At 74.8% G+C, this 15,758-nt stretch carries 10 protein-coding genes, 1 tRNA gene and 1 pseudogene; 3 read left to right on the plus strand and 9 right to left on the minus strand.

Annotated features, from left to right (window positions below):
* Positions 1-191 precede the first annotated feature (191 nt).
* Complete coding sequence (gene sigJ, locus IHE55_RS08835; RefSeq protein ID WP_197988517.1) at positions 192-1,166, plus strand: RNA polymerase sigma factor SigJ; 975 nt, start codon at positions 192-194, stop codon at positions 1,164-1,166.
* A 337-nt stretch (positions 1,167-1,503) separates the two neighbouring features.
* Here sigJ and IHE55_RS08840 read toward each other — a convergent pair whose 3' ends face one another.
* From IHE55_RS08840 to IHE55_RS08875, 8 genes are all read right to left on the minus strand, one after another.
* The gene (locus IHE55_RS08840; RefSeq protein ID WP_197988518.1) at positions 1,504-2,385 is read right to left on the minus strand and encodes a DUF8010 domain-containing protein; all 882 of its coding nucleotides are present in this window, start codon (positions 2,383-2,385) and stop codon (positions 1,504-1,506) included.
* The gene (locus IHE55_RS08845) at positions 2,382-2,888 is read right to left on the minus strand and encodes an acyl-CoA thioesterase (protein WP_197988519.1); all 507 of its coding nucleotides are present in this window, start codon (positions 2,886-2,888) and stop codon (positions 2,382-2,384) included. Before IHE55_RS08845 ends, IHE55_RS08840 begins: the two co-directional genes overlap by 4 nt.
* Position 2,889: 1 nt before the next feature.
* Positions 2,890-4,554, minus strand: coding sequence for an energy-dependent translational throttle protein EttA (gene ettA / locus IHE55_RS08850; RefSeq protein ID WP_197988520.1), 1,665 nt, complete (start codon positions 4,552-4,554; stop codon positions 2,890-2,892).
* Between the two features lie 872 nt (positions 4,555-5,426).
* A complete protein-coding gene (locus IHE55_RS08855; RefSeq protein ID WP_197988521.1) occupies positions 5,427-6,629 on the minus strand; it encodes an IS110 family RNA-guided transposase in 1,203 nt (400 codons plus the stop codon).
* Positions 6,630-7,111: 482 nt separating this feature from the next.
* Positions 7,112-8,512 (minus strand): Cys-Gln thioester bond-forming surface protein, encoded by a 1,401-nt coding sequence (locus tag IHE55_RS08860; protein WP_197988522.1) that lies wholly within the window; start codon positions 8,510-8,512, stop codon positions 7,112-7,114.
* A 204-nt stretch (positions 8,513-8,716) separates the two neighbouring features.
* Positions 8,717-9,379, minus strand: coding sequence for a single-stranded DNA-binding protein (locus IHE55_RS08865; protein ID WP_307826580.1), 663 nt, complete (start codon positions 9,377-9,379; stop codon positions 8,717-8,719).
* 466 nt (positions 9,380-9,845) lie between these two features.
* Complete coding sequence (locus tag IHE55_RS08870) at positions 9,846-11,510, minus strand: GTPase (RefSeq protein ID WP_232265496.1); 1,665 nt, start codon at positions 11,508-11,510, stop codon at positions 9,846-9,848.
* Positions 11,511-12,910: 1,400 nt separating this feature from the next.
* Entirely contained in the window at positions 12,911-14,542 is a 1,632-nt protein-coding gene (locus IHE55_RS08875; RefSeq protein WP_197991882.1) for a dynamin family protein, read from the minus strand.
* Between the two features lie 386 nt (positions 14,543-14,928).
* Between IHE55_RS08875 and IHE55_RS08880 the strand changes: the two genes are divergently transcribed.
* Positions 14,929-15,001 (plus strand) — tRNA-Arg (locus IHE55_RS08880).
* Positions 15,002-15,234: 233 nt separating this feature from the next.
* Here the strand turns inward: IHE55_RS08880 and IHE55_RS30955 are convergent.
* Positions 15,235-15,372 (minus strand): hypothetical protein, encoded by a 138-nt coding sequence (locus IHE55_RS30955; protein WP_232265497.1) that lies wholly within the window; start codon positions 15,370-15,372, stop codon positions 15,235-15,237.
* Here IHE55_RS30955 and IHE55_RS08885 point away from each other — a divergent pair.
* Positions 15,347-15,598: pseudogene (locus tag IHE55_RS08885) on the plus strand (NUDIX hydrolase); the annotation flags it as partial. The gene IHE55_RS30955 and the pseudogene IHE55_RS08885 sit on opposite strands and share 26 nt — an antisense overlap.
* Positions 15,599-15,758 lie beyond the last annotated feature (160 nt).

Here is a 15,758-nt window from a genome sequence, read left to right on the forward strand (position 1 = left end):
TGAGGTGCTCTTTCACGCTCGGTGGCGCCCGCAGGGGCGGGTGACCCGCGCCCGGGGCGTGCTTCCACCTCCTCTGACACCGCGGCGCCCCGGATTGTGAGGCGGCTGCCGGGACCCGCACGTCACACATCGCCGGGCTGTCCCGTCCGACGGGTGAGGACGGACACCGACGACAGGGAGCCCACCGCCCCATGCCCACCCGATCCGCGCCGGACACCGCCGACGCCGCCGAGGTCACGCCCGAGGCCACCGAGGCCACCGAGGTCACCGGCGTCATGGACCGGCGTCGCCAACTGATCAATCTCGCCTACCGGATGCTCGGCTCGCTCGCCGACGCGGAGGACGCCGTCCAGGAGACCTACGCCCGCTGGTACGCCCTGTCCGGCCCGAAGCGGCTGGCCGTGGAGTCGCCCGCTGCCTGGCTGACCACCGTCGCCGGCCGCGTCTGCCTCAACCAGCTCCGCTCCGCACGGGCGCGGCGCGAACGCTATGTCGGCGCATGGCTCCCCGAGCCGCTGCCCGATCCCGCCGAGTGGCACACCGGCGGGGCGTACGGGGCCGCCTCCGACCCGGCCGACCGGATCACCCTGGACGAGTCGGTCGGGATGGCCTTCCTGGTCGTCCTGGACTCGATGTCGCCGGCCCAGCGGGTCGCCTTCGTCCTCCACGACGTCTACCGGTACCCCTTCGCCGAGGTGGCCCGGATCGTGGACCGGACACCGGCCGCGTGCCGTCAGCTGGCCTCCTCGGCCCGCCGCCGGGTCCGCGCCGCGCAGGCGCTCTCCGCCCCGACGCCGCGGGAGGCCGCCCTGGTCCGGGATCTCAAGCGGGCCTGGGAGGCCAACGACATCAACGCCCTGGTCGGTCTGCTGGACCCGGAGGCCACCGCGATCGGCGACGGCGGCGGTCTGGCGAGCACCCTGCGCCACCCGCTCCACGGCGCCGAGAACATCGCGCGACGGACGGTCCGTTTCGGCGGCCGGCTGTCCGGGACGACGCTCATCGAGTGCACCGTCAACGGGCGGCCCGGCCTGGTCGGCCGCCGGGGCGGTGCCGTGGTGGTGACGGTGTACTCCTTCGGCATCGCCGGCGACCGCATCCGCCATCTGTGGGCGGTGCGCAACCCCGAGAAGCTCCGGGCCTGGGCGGTGCGGCCCGGGGCCTGATCCCGGGATGCCGGCAAGACCCGGGCCGGCGGCGTGGCCCAAGGCCCGGGGGCGGGGTCCAGGGCCCGGCCGGGGCGGGGCCCGGACCCGCTCGCCGGGCCGGCCCGGACGGACCGGTCACGTACCCACCCACCCGAGACCCGGACCGCTGCCGGGGGGACGGGGTCCAGGGCCCGCGGTCCAGGACCCGCGCCGGAGAACTCGGTCCAGGCCGCCCGGCCGGAGAGTCCCAGGCCCCCGGCCGGGGCCGTCCCGCCGGCCCGCCCCGCCCGAGGCGGGTACAGCCGTCACGGCGGCCGGCTGGCCGCCGTGACGGGCGAGGGCCGGCGGCCGGACCTCAGGCCGGGGTGAGCGGCAGGGCGGAGAGTCCGCCGGTCCGTACCGCGACCGACCCGTAGGGGGTGCGCAGCCGGAGCCAGCCGGGTGCGGCCAGCAGCGCGATCTGGCCGGGAGCGGGCGCCCCGGGCACCGCGGCGATCGGGCCACCGGGCCCGGACCCGGCGCCCGCCGGGACGTACGGACGCGACCCGGCGCGGGCGCCGGCGGCCGTGGCGGCGGGCACCCGCACCGTCCGCAGGAAGCCGAGCGACTGCGCGGCGTGCACGGCACGCAGCGGCAGCCCGGTGTCGCCCACGGTACGGGACCAGATCTCCCGGCCCACGCGCTCCCGGTGCGCCCGGGTGCGCTGCTCCGGGGCGAGCGCCTCGTCCCGCGCCCGGAACTCGGCGACCGCCGCGGCCACCGCCGCCCGCAGCTCGTCCGGGCCCGGCAGGCCCTCGACGGCTCGCCAGCCGCCGCGCGGCGGCAGGACCCCGGCCCACGGCGGGCCGGTGACGGTCGCCGGGACCGGGACCACCGGCCCCGGTGGGCGCACGCCCCCGGACGCGGAGCCGCCCGGGCCGGACGCCCGGCCCGCGGGCCCGGTGTCCCCGGCGCCGAGGTCGGGGCCTGGGCCGGTGGCCGCCGGAGCGGCGGAGTCCAGCGCGTCCGCCAGCTGGCCCGCGGAGACCGTGACGTCCAGCGTCCCGGCGTCGGTGAGCAGGGCGGTGCGGATGGCCAGTACCTCGAACGACGGGGGGCGGCCGAAGACGGCGAGCACCCCGTTGCCGGCCTGGAGCCGCACCACGGCCGCCCGGTCGTAGTGGATCAGCCGGGCCAGGAAGGCGGCGAGGTCCGCCGCCTCCCGGGCGTCGGCGAAGGAGAGCACGGGCGCCGTCATCCGACGACGGCCTCCTCGGGCTGCCGCCCCGGACCGCCCACCGCGCCGGGGACGGTTCCGGCCGCCCGCGCGGCCCTGCCGGACCTCGTGGGCCGGGCCGGCTCCAGGTACTTCTGCAGGAACTCCTCCTCCTCGCGCGTGACGCGGCGCGGGCGGCCCAGTTCCAGGTCGTAGGGGACGATCGTGGTGGCGGCCCGTGCGTACAGGTGCTCCTCGTCCTTGACCTCGTACGCCATGTCGAGGGAGGCGGCACCGATCTTCGTCACCCAGGTCTCGATGGTCACCGGCTCGTGCCGGTGGACCAGCGGCCTGAGGTAGTCGATCTCGTGCCGGGCCACCACGACCCCGCCGGTGAAGGCGTCACTGCCCTCGCCGGGCGCGAGCCGCCAGATGAAATCGACCCGCGCCTCCTCCAGGTAGCGCACGTACTCCACGTTGTTGACATGGCCGAAGGCGTCCATGTCCGACCAGCGCAGATGGCAGGCGTAGATGTGGCGGGCCATGTCAGCCCCGGGTGAGCTTCTTGTAGGTGGCGCGGTGCGGGCGCGCCGCGTCCGGACCCAGCCGCTCGACCTTGTTCTTCTCGTACGACTCGTAGTTGCCCTCGAACCAGAACCACTTGGAGTCACCCTCGTAGGCGAGGATGTGGGTCGCCACGCGGTCCAGGAACCAGCGGTCGTGGGAGACCACCACGGCGCAGCCGGGGAACTCCAGCAGCGCGTTCTCCAGCGAGGACAGCGTCTCCACGTCGAGGTCGTTGGTCGGCTCGTCGAGGAGGAGCAGGTTGCCGCCCTGCTTGAGGGTGAGCGCCAGGTTGAGGCGGTTGCGCTCACCACCGGAGAGCACCCCGGCCGGCTTCTGCTGGTCCGGGCCCTTGAAGCCGAACGCGGAGACGTAGGCGCGGGAGGGCATCTCGACCTGGCCGACGTTGATGTAGTCCAGCTCGTCGGAGACGACGGCCCACAGCGTCTTCTTCGGGTCGATGTTGGACCGGGTCTGGTCCACGTAGGAGATCTTGACGGTCTCGCCGACCTTGATCTCACCGGAGTCCGGCTTCTCCAGGCCCTGGATCATCTTGAACAGGGTGGTCTTGCCGGCACCGTTCGGGCCGATGACGCCGACGATGCCGTTGCGCGGCAGGGTGAACGACAGGTCGTCGATGAGGACCTTCTCGCCGAACGCCTTGGAGAGGTTCTTCACCTCGACCACCACGTTGCCCAGACGCGGGCCCGGCGGGATCTGGATCTCCTCGAAGTCCAGCTTCCGGGTCTTCTCCGCCTCGGCGGCCATCTCCTCGTAGCGGGCCAGACGCGCCTTGGACTTGGCCTGCCGCCCCTTGGCGTTGGAGCGCACCCACTCCAGCTCCTCCTTGAGGCGCTTGGCGCGCTTGGCGTCCTTCTGGCCCTCGACCTTCAGGCGCGCCTGCTTGGTCTCCAGGTAGGTGGAGTAGTTGCCCTCGTAGCCGATGGCACGGCCGCGGTCGAGCTCCAGGATCCAGCCGGCCACGTTGTCCAGGAAGTACCGGTCGTGGGTGATGGCCACGACGGTGCCCGCGTACTTGGCCAGGTGCTGCTCCAGCCACTGGACCGACTCGGCGTCCAGGTGGTTGGTGGGCTCGTCCAGCAGCAGCAGGTCGGGGGCCTCCAGCAGCAGCTTGCAGAGCGCGACGCGGCGCTTCTCGCCACCGGACAGGTTGGTGACCGGCCAGTCGCCGGGCGGGCAGCCCAGGGCGTCCATGGCCTGCTCCAGCTGGGCGTCGAGGTCCCAGGCGTTGGCGTGGTCCAGGTCCTCCTGGAGCTTGCCCATCTCCGCCAGCAGCTCGTCCGAGTAGTCGGTCGCCATCTGCTCGGCGATCTCGTTGAACCGGTTGAGCTTGCCCTTGATCTCCGCGACGCCGTCCTCGACGTTCTCCAGGACGGTCTTGGACTCGTCCAGCGGGGGCTCCTGGAGCAGGATGCCGACGCTGTAACCGGGCGAGAGGAACGCGTCACCGTTGGAGGGCTGCTCAAGACCGGCCATGATCTTCAGCACCGTGGACTTACCGGCGCCGTTGGGGCCCACGACACCGATCTTGGCGCCGGGCAGGAAGCTCAGCGTCACGTCATCGAGGATCACCTTGTCACCGTGCGCCTTGCGCGTCTTGCGCATGGTGTAGATGTACTCAGCCAAGAGAAACCGTCCGGCATCTGTAGGTGTCGGTACGCGGCCGGGCCGCGAGGCCGACGAACCGCGTGAGGGCAATACACCCCATCTTGCCTGACCGCCAGCCCTGGGTGGTAACCCGTACGTCCCGGCGGCCCCCGCCCGGCCCCCCATCACCCCGGACCGGGCCCACCTGGCCCGGCACGGGACCGGCCGGACGGGCCGGACGGGGCCCGCCCACGTGGCCGCCGGGACAGGCGTAGGGCCGCCGGGGTACAGCGCGGACACCGCGGCGCGGGGGACCGCCGGGATACGGCGCGGGCCCTGCCGGTAGTCAGACCGCGGCCTGCCCGGACACGGCCGGGGACCCCGTCAGTGCTCGGGTCGGGTCCCCGCCGGTGGTCGGGTCGTGGCGGTTCGAGGCGGGGCGAGCCCGGTCGGAGATCGGGCCGTGCGAGGCGTGCCCTCATCGGAGGCCGGGCCGGAGCGGTACGAGGCGGGCCCGGATATAGGCATGGCTCCGCCCGGAGACGAGGCGGGGCCAGGAGGTCGGGCGGGGACGGAGAGGGGGCCGGCCGGGAAGCGGGGCCCCTCAAGGGCGGCGCCGCAGCATGGTCGGAGGCATGGCTCCGCCCGGAGGTCGGGCTCGGTGGGAGACGGGCCGGGCCCCGAGGCGGGGCGCCTCAAGGGCGGCGCAGCCCGGTCGGGACAGGGCCGCGCCTGGAGGCCGGGCCGGGTCGAGACGGAGCCGGGCCTGGAGGCAGGGCCCTCCAGGGGGCGGGCCCGACCCGGTACCCGGGGCCGGGCACACCCGGCCGCGCGGGAGACGGGCCCGGCCAGGACATGGACCCGGTGGTCAGGCCATGAAAACCGGCCGGAGGGTGCCTCTATGTTTTTCGTCAAGCGGTTCGGGGGGTTCTTGGTTCGTAGAAGGTTCCGTCGCGGAGCATGGCGAACAGGACGCTGATGCGGTGGCGGGCGAGGCGGAGGAGGGCTTGGGTGTGGGTTTTGCCTCGGGCTCGGCAGCGGTCGTAGTAGCTGCGGGAGGCCGGGTCGTGGAGGGCTGCGAACGCGGAGAGGAACATCGCCCGTTTCAGCTGCCGGTTCCCGCCTCGGGGTGCGTGCTCGCCGTGGATCGATGTGCCGGACTGCCGGGTGGCCGGGGCGAGGCCGGCGTAGGAGGCGAGGTGGGCGGCGGTGGGGAAGGTGCTGGCGTCGCCGACGGTGGTCAGGAGGATGGCGGCGGTCCTGACGCCGATGCCGGGCATCGAGGTCAGGACCCGGGAAAGAGGGTGGGCCTCCAGCAGGGCCTCGATCCGGGCATGAAGGGCCCGGCGTTGTTCGTGGACGGCGGCCAGGGACTTCGCCAGCGACGGGACGATGACGTCGAGGGTGCCGGTGCCGGGGACGACGACGGTCTGCTCGTCCAGCGCCGCGAAGATGTCCTGGACCAGCCGCTGGGCCATGCGCGGGGCCCTGGGGCGGACGGCCTCGACCAGCCTGCGGCGGCCCGCCTTCCGCAGGGCGGTCGGGGATCCGTAACGCTCCAGGAGCCAGGTCACCGCCGGATGGTCCAGGCGCGGGCCCAGGACGCGTTCCAGGCTGGGGTGGAACTGGGTGAGCAGGCCGCGGATGCGGTTGCTGGTGCGGTTGGCCTCGCCGGCCAGATCCTGGTCGAAACCGGCCAGCATGGTCAGCTCGGCGGTGACCTCGTCGGCCAGGTCCAGGGAGCGCAGGGTGTGGGGCATGGTGCGGGCGGCGTCGGCGATGACGGTGGCGTCTTTGGCGTCGGTCTTGGCCTCGCCGGGGTAGAGGTCGGCGATCCGGCGCATCGCGAGTCCGGGCAGGTAGGCGACCTGGCAGCCGGCGTCCCGGGCGACCGTGAGCGGGAGGGCGCCGATGGACGCGGGCTGGTCCACGACCACCAGGACGGTGCCGAACTTGTCCTTGAGCTTGTCGAAGACCGCCCGCAGCTTCGGTTCGCTGTTGGGCAGCGGTTTGTCGAAGACTTTCTTCCCGGCCGGGGTGAGTCCGTGGCCGTGATGGGTCTGCTTGCCGACGTCCAGGCCCAGGAAGACGTCCACCCCGTCGGTGCTGATCACCGTGCCCCCACATGTGTGTCGACGTGTGCCGGCCCCTTGGGTCGGGAGCCGTTCTCGCGCATCCACGTTATGCAGACCTGTCCGCCCGCGAGGGCTGGGCATTGCGCCCGGCCGGGCGGTGGTCGGACCTCTGATCAGCGTCTGTGACGGCACCCCTCGGACCCGGTGACACCACCCCCCAGGTCATCTACTTCGACAGGGGGCAACAGTCATACCGGGCCCGGAGGCCAGCGGCCCTCTTGCAGGACCGCGAAGAAGATAACGGGGCTGGCCCCGGGACCCGGGGATCGGCCCGGCCCCGGAGGCCGGCCCGGGACACGAGGGCAGCCGGGAGGTGGGGTACGCGGGGTGAGTCAGGCACCGGGCAGGCAGGACCCCGTCGCCCGGTTGCCCCTGCCGGGAGGCCCGGCACGGTAGGTGGTCACGGTCTCCCCTCCGTGTCCGCCCGGCGCCCGGCTGCCGCGGGCGGCCGGGGGTCGCCGTCATCCAGCGCCGGCGGTCCTCCGCCTGCGGACGGTGAGGATCGCCCCGCCACCGACGGCTATCAGTACCACGGCCATGCCGGTGAGGACGGGTGTGGTGTCGCCGCCGCCCGTCGCGGCGAGACCGCCTCCCCCGGCGCTGCCGCCGCCGATGGTGCCGCCGTAGGAGGCCGGGGTGAGTTGGGTGGTGAGGCCCTCGCCGCGCTGCGCACCGCGGGCCGTCTCGCAGTCCAGCGCGCCGGTGAAGGTCTCCTCGAACCCGTCGGGGCCGGTGATCGTCAGTTTGTAGGGCTGGTCCTCCTTCACCGGCACGGTGATGGTTTTGGACTCGCCGGCCCCTACCGTGTGCCGGGCGCCCGCGAGTTCGAAGGTGAACGGCGCGTCACCCTTGTTGGTGGCCGTGACGTCCACGCCACCCTCGGCGCAGTTCTCCTGGGCGGTCAGGGCGGGTACCGGGCCCCGCTCGGCCCAGACCGCGGTGGCGGTGGCGGACACGGTGCTGTCGCTGGAACCGGCCAGGATCTGGGTCTGGCTGGTGGTGTCGCTGGTGAAGGCGCGGCCGACCGGCACCTTGGTGACGGCCTGCGCGGTCAGCGAGGCCGCGCCGTCCGGGGTGCCGGCGGGCACGTCCACGTACAGCTGGGTCCCGTCGGTCGCGCTCGTCACCTCCTCGCCCCGGCCGTCCACCACCCGCACCCCGGAGGTGGCGGAGTCGCCGGACGCGGTGACCGTGACACCGCCGGCGTCGGTACGGACGGTGATCGGGCCGAGCCGTTCGCCGGAGCGGCCGGAGATGGCAGGCCGGTCCAGGGCCAGCGACGCCCGCGGCTCCTTCCGGTCCTCGGCCTCGCGCTCCAGGTAGTCGGCTAGCTTCTCGGCCGCCGGGTCCACCGCCTCCACGTCCGCGTCGTCGGAGAACCGCCAGATGGCCACCTGGGTGCCCGCGGCCGCCGTCTCCTGGGTGAGGGGCCCCGACCCCGCCTGCGCGGCCAGCTCCGTCAGGTCGTTCACCTGGGGGTAGGAGTTCTGCAGGATCCAGCGGATCTTGCCGGCGTCCTCGTTGGCGTGCAGCGAGGTCGCGTTCCAGGGCCTCTCCTGGTACCTCGCCTGCGCCAGCGTCGGGGTGTGCACGTCGATGCAGTAGGTGTGCAGGGTGCCACCGTTGTCCACGGTCATCTGGAAGAGACCGGCGCTGATCTGCTGCGGCGTGCCGTTGTCGCGGACCACGGCCAGGTCGGACACGGTGAGCCCGTTGAGGGTGGCCGAGGCGCCACCGGGGTTCGGGGTCACCTCGTGCGCGGCGGCGGGCCCGGCCGTGGCCAACGCCCCCGCCGAGGCCGTCCCGGAGGCGAGCACCGCGGCGGCAAGGCGGGCAGCGCCCCGCCTCCTTGCAGAGATCATGATTTCCCCTTCGGGCGGGCACAGGTATCGAGGCGTGCCTCGCCGGCGAACTCGGTGCGCAGAATCCCCCGTTGATCGTCTTCAGGGATCCTAAGGAGACGGCAGACCTTGATCCCCAGGAAACCGAACAGCCAACCGATCCGAATCGGAATCGTTATCACCGAGCCCGATCCGTAACCTGCCGTTCCCGTCAAAGCCCGGACATCATGGGGTTGTTGCCCCCACCAGCTGGGGCCTGGCCAGGGAAACCCTGCGGAAGGCGGCCGTCCCCCGACTGAGGTCGTGCCCGACCGCCACCGCGTCGATCTCCGCGGAGACCCAGCGGGCCCCGGCACCGCCGGAGCCTCCGCGCCGGGGCCGATCCGGCGGGCTCCCGCCGGGCCCGGACCCGGCGCCGTTGACCTCCCCCGCGCCGGTGGCCTGCTCCGTGCCGGTCGCGTCGTCACGGGGCACCGCCTCGGCCCCGGACGGCCCCGGCGCGCCGGCGGTGCCGCCCGCTGCGTCCCAGGCGTCCCGGCCCTCCGGCGCACCACGTGCCGTACCGGGGCCCCCGGGGGCGGCGTCAGGGGCCGCGCCCGCCGCCGGCACCGGACGCTCCTCGCGCCACTCCTCGCGGACGCGCAGCCTGCCGTGCACCACCAGGGGTTCGCCGAGCGTCACCGACGCCGCGAGATTCTCGGCGAGGGAGCGCCAGGCCCACACGGTGTAGAAGCTCGTGCTCCCGTCAACCCAGCTCTGCCGGGTCCGGTCCCACCGCCGCGCCGTCGCGGCCAGCCGGAACCGGACCACGCCCGCCCCGCTCGCCGTCAGCCGGTACTCCGGCTGCGTCGCCACATTTCCCACCACGGTCACCAGGGTCTCGTTCACCGGGATCCGCCTCCTCAACTCCGTTGTCGGCTCGTGCCGTTCCGGCTCCATGCTGCACGGATGCGCCGGAGCCCGCCGGAGCCTGTGGAGGGGCGGGGACTTGTGGAGAAGACCGTCCTTCGATCGGGTGAATCTGCCGGTGGGGACCGACGTGCTGGATGCGTGGCGCGGCTCGGTGCGTTGCGTTCGGTGCGGTGCGGTGCGGTTCAGTGGTGGGGTCGGTGCGGTGTGGCTCGGCAGCGGTCACCCGTTCCCCGGGGCGAGGGTGCCGGCCGTGCCTGTCGTGCCGTGGCCCGTCGCCGCGGGGACGTACCCGTACCCACCCCTTGCCGGCCCGTGCCGACGACCATGGCACAGGCCCCGTACCCGCAGGCCCCGTACCCGCGCAAGCCCCCGTACCCGCAGATCCCGTACCGCCGGGCCCCCGCCCCCGCCGGCGCCCGCACCCACAGACCCCGGAGGCCGATCAGCCGGCGGCCGCCACCACGTACTTCTCGCGCACCTCGCGGTAGCGCAGCAGTTCCGCCGCCACCGGTTCCAGCACCCGCGCCCGGCCGCACCCCGCGGCGGCGTCCCGGAGCCGTCGTTCCACCGCCTCCCCATGGGACCGGGCCGGGCCCCGTGCGGACAGCGCGCAGGCCCAGGCCAGGACCGGACCGCCGGACGCGGCACCCGCGAACAGCGCCACCGGCGGCCACCACGCGCCGGCCGCCTGGCCGGTGAGCACGCCCAGCAGCCAGCCCACCGCGACCAGTTGCGCGATCACCAGCGTCAGCTGGAACGACGCCACCACCGACCACCACGCGGGCCGGTCCGGCCGGCCGCCCGGCGCGGCACAGGCCACCGCCTCGTCCACCGCCTCCGGCAGCCCCTCCGCACCCGCGCGCGCGGCTTCCCGTACCGCCTGCGCCCAGGCTCCGGACAGTCCGGTGGCCGCCTCGTCCGCCAGAATCCGGACCGCCTCGTCCACCGCGGGCCGGGCCGTCACCGGAGCCACCGCCATGGCTCCGCCGGGGTCCTTCGCCGGACCGTTCCGGGCGCGCCGGCGCAGCCGGGTCCAGGGGACCCCGCAGGCGCGGTGCGCCTCGCGCAGCCAGACGCGTTCCGCCGCCTGTCCCACGGCCGCCGCGCCGGCCGCCTCGGCCAGCCGGTCCTCGAACGCGGCGCGGGCGTGCTCGGTCATGCCGACCGGTCCGCCGTCCGTCACGTAGCAGGGCCGCAGCCGGCCGGTGGCCCCGTCCACATCGGCCGTCAGGCGGCGCTCGGCCGCACCGCACTCGCCCACGAACCGGCCGAGCGAAGCGCGCAGATCGCCGATCCCGCGCCCGGTGAGGGCGGACACCGGCAGCACCGTGGCGCCCGGTTCGCCGTGTTCGCCGAGCGCCAGCCCGTCCTCGTCCAGCAGTCGCCGCAGGTCGTCCAGGACCTGGTCGGCCGCCTCGCCGGGCAGCCGGTCCACCTGGTTGAGGACGACGAAGGTGACCTCCGCGTACCCGGCAAGCGGACGCAGGTAGCGCTCGTGCAGGACGGCGTCCGCGTACTTCTCCGGGTCCACCACCCACACCACCGCGTCCACCAGTCCGAGCAGCCATTCCACCCGCTCCCGGTGCCCGGCCGCCGCGGAGTCGTGGTCCGGCAGGTCCAGCAGGACCAGGCCGCGGAGCCCGGGGTCGTGCGGGTCGGCCGGGAGGTGGCGGGACCGGGGCGCGATGCCGAGCCGGTCGAGCAGGCCGTCGGCGTGGTCGGTCCAGGCGCAGGAGACCGGTTCCGCGGTGGTCGGACGCCGCACCCCGGCCCGGGAGATCTCCACCCCCGCCAGGGCGTTGAAGAGGGTGGACTTCCCGCTCCCGGTGGCACCCGCGAGCGCCACCACGGTGTGCCCCAGCGAGTGACGGCCGCGCGCCGCCGCCCCGTCCAGTACCCGCCCGGCCTCGGCCAGCGCCCGCCGGTCCAGGCGGCTGCGGGAGAGGCCGATCAACTCGCGCAGTGCGTCCAGCCTGGGCCGGAGCGGGCGGGCCGCGCCGTGGGAGGGCCGGGGCTCGTACACCTCGAACGCCCGCTCCCCGCCGTACCCCGGGACGTCGGCGTAGTCCGGGTCCGCGCCGTATCCCGGGTCCGTGCCGTACCCCAATCCCGCGCCGTACGCCGGCTCCGTGCCGTACGCCGGCGTCGCGGCGTGCCCTGGGCCCGGGACGTACGCCGGGGCCGGGGCGTACGCCGGGGCCGGGGCGGCCTTCCGGGCGGCCTCCCCGCGGGCCTCTTCCCGGGGTGCGTAGGGGGCGTCGGAGCCGGGAGACCGGCCCGGCCTCCCGTTGCTCACGACTCCACCCCGCCCGTGACCGGGGAACGGGCCTCCCCGGCCGGCGTCCTCGGGCCCGTACCGGCCGGCGTTCCCGGGCCCCTCGTCGGCCGCCCTGCCCGGGGGCGGTGGTGCGGGCCAGGACCCGGCGCTCGGGCGGGCTGCGGTACGGCCGGAGGGTGCCTCCCCGTCCCCGGCCCGCTCCGTCCGCCGCGGCGGGGGAAGTTCACCGCCCCGGAACCCGTCGTCCGGGAGTCCGCCGTCCCGGAACCGGTCCTCCGGGAGGTCGCCCTCCCGGACCTCCTGACCCCGGAGCCGGTCGTCGCGGAACCGCTCGTCCCCGAGCCGGTCACCCCGCGGGGGACTGTCGTGAGGCCGGTCGTGAAGCCGGTCATCCGGGGCCGTACCGTCCCCGCTGCCACCGCGCCCGTACGAGCCGTCCCCGGGGCCGCGGGCACCGTCCCCGGACGGGCCGTCCCCGGACCGATCGCCACCGAGCGGGCGGTGGCCATACGAGCCGCCGCCGAACAAGTCGTCGCCGGCTTCCGCGAGATCCTCCGGGCCGGGTACGCCGATGGTCGGGCCGGGCGTCGGGGTCCGCTCCCCCGGCTCCGTCCGGTACGTCTCCCGTGGCGGGTGGAGCCGCCGGGCGATCAGACCGTCGTTCCACGCGTGGCCCGGTGCGGGCCGGGGGTCGGGCGACCGGCGCCGCCCGTCCCCGTCCGGATCCGGTTCCGGCCCGGCCTCTCCATCCGCCGGACGGGCGGAGGGCGACGGGGCCTGCCGGCTCCCCTGAACGCCGGCCGCGGACGGGCCGGAAGGGTGCTCCGCCGCCGACGGCTCCCCCGCGTCGTTCCGGTCTCCGGCGCCGTGACCGGTCGCCCGACCCGGGTCCGAGGCCGGCTCCCGGCCGGGGGCCGATGCCTGCTCCGCGGGGTCACCGTCGGTCCTGCCGACGGGCGCGGGGCCGCCCGGGCCGGTACGGCCGGTGTCCGGCGCGTAGCCGCCACTCTCCGCACGGCCGGCCGGGGCGGGGCCGGCGTTCTCCCGGCCGTTGCCCGCCACGCGCTCGGTGTCCGCCACCCGGCCGGCGTGCGCCCCCGCGGCACCCGGCCAGGACCGGGCGTCCGTCCGTACGCCACCCGGTACGGGACCGGTGTCCGGCCGGTCGGTGGCCGGTGCGGTGCCGTCCGGTCCCGCTCCGTGGTGCGGTTCGGTGGCCGTCACCTCGATCACCTCTCCTTCTCCTTCTGGAGCACGGACAGGGCGGCGATCAGCTGGACCTGGTGCTCCGGGGTGACGTCGAGGGCGTCGAGCGGGGCCAGGCGCCGGTCCCGCTCGGTGTCCAGCGTCCGTGTCACACAGTCGTCGAGCAGCTGGCCGCCCCGGTCACGCAGGCGCAGCGCGCCGTGGACGCCGAGCGTCTCCGCGAGGGTCTCGCCGGCCGACCGGGCGCGGCGCCCGCCGAGCAGCGCGGCGGCCTGCAGGGCCGCGATGTCCTCCGGTCGCGGGATCCCGCCCCGTTCGGCGGTGCGCGCCTCCCGCGCCTCCTCCTCGGCGATCTCCTCCAGGCACCGCCGCCAGCGGCGGGCGGCCACGTCGATCCGGTGGGCGGCGCCGGCCGGGTCGCGCGGGGCGAGGCCGGCGCGGGCCGCGGGGTCGCGGAGGCCGTGCGCGGTGATCTGTTCGTCCGCGGCCGCGGCGGCGCTGCGGACCAGGGTGGCGAGGGCGTCGGTGAGGGCGGTGAGCAGTTCGTCGGCGGTGCTGTCCTGGGGGTAGCCGTGCCAGTGGGTGAACGCGCCGCCGGCGAGCGCCGCCCCGGTGCCGATCTCCCGCCGTACCCGGTCGGCCGCCGCGCGGTAGGCGCTGTCCACCCGCTGGACCAGGCGTACCGCGGCGGAGTGCTGGGCGGCGGCGGCAGCGGCGAGCGCGGGGACCCGGGAACGCAGCGAGGCGATCACCCCGGCCGCGGTGCGTCCGGCGGCGGCGGCCCGGACCTCCGGGTCGCGGGCGCACCGGGTCAGCCAGTCGCGCAGCGCGGCGACGGCGGTGCCCGGCAGCAGTCCGCTGCCGCCGCCCGCGGACTCCGGGAGTTCGGGGATGGTGAAGCGGGGCACGTCGCCGAGGCCGGCCGCGCCGAGCAGGGCCGCGTACTGCCTGGACACATCGGCCGCGACCTGGTGCGGGACCCGGTCGAGCACCGTGACCAGGGTGGCGTCGTACTCCTTGGCGGTGCGCAGCAGGTGCCAGGGGACCGCGTCGGCGTAGCGGGTGGCGGTGGTGACCAGGACCCAGATGTCGGCCGCGCAGATCAGCTCCGCCGCGAGTTCCCGGTTGCGGGCCACCAGCGAGTCGATGTCGGGTGCGTCGAGGAGCGCGAGCCCGCGGGGCAGGGTCTCGTCGCACTCGATGCGCAGCTGCCGGACGGGAGCGCCGGTCTCCTCCTCGTCGTCGGGGAAGTCGGCGTACCCGTCCTCGTCGGCGTCGCTCTGTGCGGGCACCCACACCCGGGTGAGCTGCGGCAGCACCCGTTGGCCGGCGAACCAGTGGTGGTCGTCGGGGTGGCAGACCAGGACCGGGGTGCGGGTGGTGGGGCGCAGCACCCCGGCCTCGGTGACCCGGCGTCCGACCAGCGAATTCACCAGCGTGGACTTGCCGGCGCCGGTGGACCCGCCGATGACGGCCAGCAGCGGGGCGTCGGGCGAGCGGAGCCGCGGGACCAGGTAGTCGTCCAGCTGGGCGAGGAGTTCCGCGCGGTTGCGGCGGGCCCGGTCGGCGCCGGGCAGCGGCAGGGGGAAACGCGCGGCATCGACGCGGTCACGCAGTGCGGACAGCGTGTCGAGCAGTCGGGGCCGTACGTCCAAGATCGCCACATGGGGAGAATGCACCATTTTGGTGGCTTTTTGAAGCGTATGCCCGCCCACGCGCGGCGATCAGACCCACCCGGATCAGCCCAGATGGGCGCAGACCGGCGCGCCCGACGGGGGCCCGGGCATAACGAGTGCACAACACCCTGCCCCCGAGGCGCCAAAAACGATGCAGGATTCGTACCTGCCTGCGATTATCAGGACCGCTTCACCGAACCTCCACAACGTGCCACGGAGGTGAAGCAACCGGGATGAGGTGTACGGGCCCCTATCCTTGTCCCCGGCAAGGTCACGGATCCGCCGAGCCCGGCCACCGGAAACCCGGCCGGCACCGGTAGGAGCCGCGGGCACCCGGGGGCTACGGTTCCCGACCACCACCACCGGCCCCCGTAGCTCAGTGGATAGAGCAGGCGCCTTCTAAGCGCTTGGCCGCAGGTTCGAGTCCTGCCGGGGGCGCAAGTCTGTGCCCTCCCGTCGGGGAGGGCTTTTTCCTGCTCAGGGCCGGTATCAGCAGCTACGGCGAAGCCCCGGACGCCCTCTTGACGATCAAGACCGGGCTCCGGGACTGTCCGGCTGTCACCGGGTTCTCGCGGGCGGTCGTGTCGAACACACGTCGAGGTTCCCGGGTCGCAGGATCAGCCGACCCCGTGCGCCTCCGGCAGGCCCCCCCGCGGCTTCGAGCCGCCGCTTCAGATCCGGCAGCCGCCCATCGACGCACCGGGCGTACGCGGCGAGGAGCACAACGCCCGCACCGCTCGCTGCACTCGGTATCCGTAGCCGGGGCGGTGGTCCGCGAAGACGATCGAGGCCGGCAAGCTGACCGGCATCTACAAGAACACCACCCGAGGCATCGCGACCCTGGTCTTCCACTGCAAGCCACCCGGCGGCACCGAGCGCACGTCAAGCGAGTCGACAGACGTCGGGTGACTCACGCCCGATCAGGTCAGCGAGCGCATGACCGAGGTTCTCGCGATCAGGCTCCTGGACGCCCTGGACGGCAGCGGCCCTCACATACGGAGCCACTACGCCAAGCACCTCATCCCAGCGGGATAAGACTTTCCCTACTTCATCAAGGCGGCTCGCTCCGCTCCCCGCGCGCGGCCCGGCCCCCGGCCGGGCCTGCGCTCCTGTCTCCGCCCCGCTCCAGCCCGGCCGGCGCCCGTGCCGCGCATAGCAGGCAACCGCCCAAGAGGCATGCCCAATCGCCGTTCAC

The sequence above is a fragment of the Streptomyces pactum genome, assembly GCF_016031615.1.
GTDB lineage: Bacteria > Actinomycetota > Actinomycetes > Streptomycetales > Streptomycetaceae > Streptomyces > Streptomyces pactus.